The organism is Plesiomonas sp. (genome assembly GCF_051650925.1).
Taxonomy (GTDB): domain Bacteria; phylum Pseudomonadota; class Gammaproteobacteria; order Enterobacterales; family CAMTGL01; genus Plesiomonas.
Genome location: NZ_JBOFRH010000163.1, coordinates 1 through 3295 on the forward strand (window position 1 = coordinate 1; position 3295 = coordinate 3295).

General features: G+C 48.3%; 4 protein-coding genes. 2 read left to right on the forward strand and 2 right to left on the reverse strand.

The window, feature by feature from the left end; genetic code table 11:
• On the reverse strand, nucleotides 1-494 hold a 494-nt coding region (locus ACRC27_RS03815), incomplete at its 3' end, for a Wzz/FepE/Etk N-terminal domain-containing protein (RefSeq protein ID WP_438639227.1).
• A gap of 560 nt (nucleotides 495-1054) precedes the next feature.
• On the opposite strand from ACRC27_RS03815, the gene ACRC27_RS03820 reads away from it, so the two are divergent.
• Nucleotides 1055-1438 (forward strand): c-type cytochrome, encoded by a 384-nt coding sequence (locus ACRC27_RS03820; RefSeq protein ID WP_438622607.1) that lies wholly within the window; start codon nucleotides 1055-1057, stop codon nucleotides 1436-1438.
• A 274-nt stretch (nucleotides 1439-1712) separates the two neighbouring features.
• Entirely contained in the window at nucleotides 1713-2306 is a 594-nt protein-coding gene (rfaH, locus tag ACRC27_RS03825; RefSeq protein WP_438639228.1) for a transcription/translation regulatory transformer protein RfaH, read from the forward strand.
• A 5-nt stretch (nucleotides 2307-2311) separates the two neighbouring features.
• On the opposite strand, the gene ACRC27_RS03830 is transcribed toward rfaH, so the two are convergent.
• On the reverse strand, nucleotides 2312-3295 hold a 984-nt coding region (locus ACRC27_RS03830), incomplete at its 5' end, for a 3'-5' exonuclease (protein WP_438639229.1).

Genomic DNA, 3295 nt, shown 5'->3' on the forward strand with positions numbered 1-3295 from the left:
GGCGTAATCACTAATGCTGACTCAACGGCTTTATTTAACCATGCTTGCTTTTCTAACGGAGTGCTCAGCGTCTGTTCTAACTGCTTGAAATAATCACTTTGCTTTAAAAAAGCAATCTTTTCATCTGGTGATTGAGCTAACAGCATCAAATCAGAAAACAACCGCTCGGCCAGCTTTCCTGTATCCACATTGTTATCTAAAATACGCTCATATGTTCGGCGCAAATCAAGGTAATTCCCCATATCAGCTACGCGCGGGGCCTGTAGATAGGCTTTAGCTGTCCACTGCTCTTTCGCGGTAAATGCATATGCCCCCGCCAGCAAGGTCGTAACGCACATCACCGCAATGATGATTAACTTTTTACGCCACAAAGTGCCAACCAGCTCGAACAGGTCTATTTCATCACTGTGGTGTGAAGGCTGCTGCATATACAGTGGGTACGCGCCCTGTGGCATTAAATACGGGTTCGGTTGTGGCTCAGGTGTTTTAGACATGAAATAGAAGGCCTGTCATTAAAAATAGGAGAATTACATGATTTGTAGGTAAACGCACACGCTACCGCCCTTAGGTTGCAGCTCCTAAAGTGCTGAATGTAGCGTGAAAATGATATGTAACCTTTTGATAAGCGCAGGAAATATCCATAAAAATACTCGTCCTTGGGTCACAACCCTTGCCAGTACTCCGCTTAATTTACTCAGTATTCGTGTGATCTATTCCGAAAAATTTCGCGCGCTGATTATAAGGGAATGTGCGAGCTGCGCCAAATGTAACGCTGAAATAGTCCGTATCAGTCTGTAAACCTGCCGTTAGCCTCGCATTTTAGCTATAAACATGACACAAAATCACGTTATTATTCACTTCATTTTATTTACAGTTAACTTATAATCGCGCAACAAAGTGCGCGTTTGGTGAAGCTTAAAAATAGGCTATGTCACCGGTTGCTAATAAGCAACTAACGTAATATCGGTAATATCGCGCAAAAAATAAGCAAGCACAAACATATAAACGTATTTATCTTGGGAGCAATACGGTGAAGACACGGATAACTCGGTCAGTGAAGACCCTTGCAGTGCTGCTGGTAAGCCTTTCTTCTACAGTGTGGGCGGTAGATATGTCGCACGATGCGATTAACGAGCGGATAAAACCGGTCGGCGGTGTGTATCTTGAAGATAAAGCAGCAGCGGCCAAACCTGCCGGGCCGCGTACCGGTGAGCAGGTGTATAACGGTGCCTGTGTTGCCTGCCATGGCTCAGGTGTACTGGGTTCGCCGAAGTTCCGTGATGCTGCACTCTGGGGGCCGCGCCTGAAGCAAGGCATTGATACGCTACAAAAACACGCCATCAGCGGGATAAATCAAATGCCACCGCGCGGAACCTGTACTGACTGCAGTGATGATGAGATCAAAGCTGCCATTGAGTACATGACTCAAGGCTTGTAATCGGGGCTTATACCGCACAGCTACCATGCCTGCTGCTTATTAACGGCTGATTATTTTATGCGCGAGTTATTATGAGCGCGTGACTCAGTGGGCGCATAACACAATACAGCAGGCAGGTATAACACGGTCATGCAGAGATTTGAGTACAACTCTTATTACATATTATAGCGGAGGTTAGCCAAATTTAAGAGTATTCCTCTTATTAGCTTCCGGTTATTTATGACATAATTGTTACTAATACGGTATGAATTTAATTTAATGTACTCAAACACTTATGAATGCTTGGTATCTTCTCTATTGTAAACGCGGGCAACAATCGCGGGCGGTGCAGCATTTAGATATGCAGGCTATCCGCCATTTTTGCCCGGTACTGACGGTGAAAAAGTTACGCCGCGGGCATTGGCGAGAAGAGCAGGAAGCGCTGTTTCCCAACTACTTGTTTGTACACTTTGACCCTGATGTGTTCAGTGTCACCAAGGTGCATGCCACCCGTGGTGTGGCACGCGTGGTACGCTTTGGTGATGATCTGGCAAAAGTGCCGGATGAGGTTGTTCGTGGTCTTGAGCACTCTTATGCCAGCTTTGATCCAAGCTTTCTGGATACCACCACAGAGCAGACCTCAGTAACACAATCTACACAGACTGCGCCACTGCAGGGCATTGAAAAGCTCAACGTGAATACGCCACTCACCAATCAGAGCAATCATTCAAGTAATGATAAAAAGTCAGCAGATACTGCTGAGTCAGAGGCCTCATGGGTAGAGGGGTTATCCGCCATCTATCTTGAGCCCGATGGCGAAAAACGCTCATTACTGCTGGTGAATCTGCTCAATACCCGTTATCTGCAAACTCGTAAATCACGCCGTTAGTATCATTAACTGGGTTTATTTTTGGCTTTTGCCAGCATATCGCGCAATCCGGCGACACCGGCACGGCCGGTCTGCATACGTTGCTCAGCACTGGCGGGGGCTTTACGCAACTCCCAGTTCAGATCATCTTGCGGCAGTTCAAGTAAAAAACGGCTTGGCTCGGGGCGGATCAGCTCACCATACTGGCGGCGCTCTTTGCACAGGCTAAAGGTCAGGGTTTTCTGCGCACGGGTAATACCTACATAGGCTAATCGGCGCTCTTCATCCACATTATCCTCATCCATGCTGCTTTGATGCGGCAAAATGCCCTCTTCCATGCCGATTAAAAACACATGCGGAAATTCCAGCCCTTTAGATGCATGCAGGGTCATTAGTTGCACCTGATCAGCATCATCATCACTTTCACCGCGCTCCAGCATATCGCGCAGGGTCAGGCGTTGCACTACTTGTGGTAGGGTCATCGGCTCATTATCGTTGTGTTGATCGCCTTCGAGCATGGTGGTGATCCAGCCGAACAGGGTGGAGACGTTACGCATCCGCATCTCGGCGGCCTTCGGGCTTGGCGAGGTTTCATTCAGCCACGCTTCATAGTGGATGCCGTGAATCAAATCGCGTAGTGCGGCAACCGGATCGCCGCGCCCTGCCCGATCACCAATCTCCACAATCCAGCGGGTAAACTGCCGCAGAGCATCCAAACCACGCCCTTGTAGATGTTGCTCTAGCCCCAGATCAAAGCTGGCAGCGAACAGACTTTTATTACGGGTATGCGCCCAAGTGCCGAGTTTCTCAAGCGTGGCAGGGCCAATTTCACGGCGGGGAGTGTTAACCACGCGCAAAAAAGCGGTGTCATCATCAGGGTTGGTCAGCAGACGCAGATACGCCATGATGTCTTTAATTTCGGCGCGGGCAAAAAATGAAGTGCCGCCAGAGATTTTGTATGGGATGCGGTTTTGCATCAGTAACTTTTCCAGTGTCCGCGATTGGTGGTT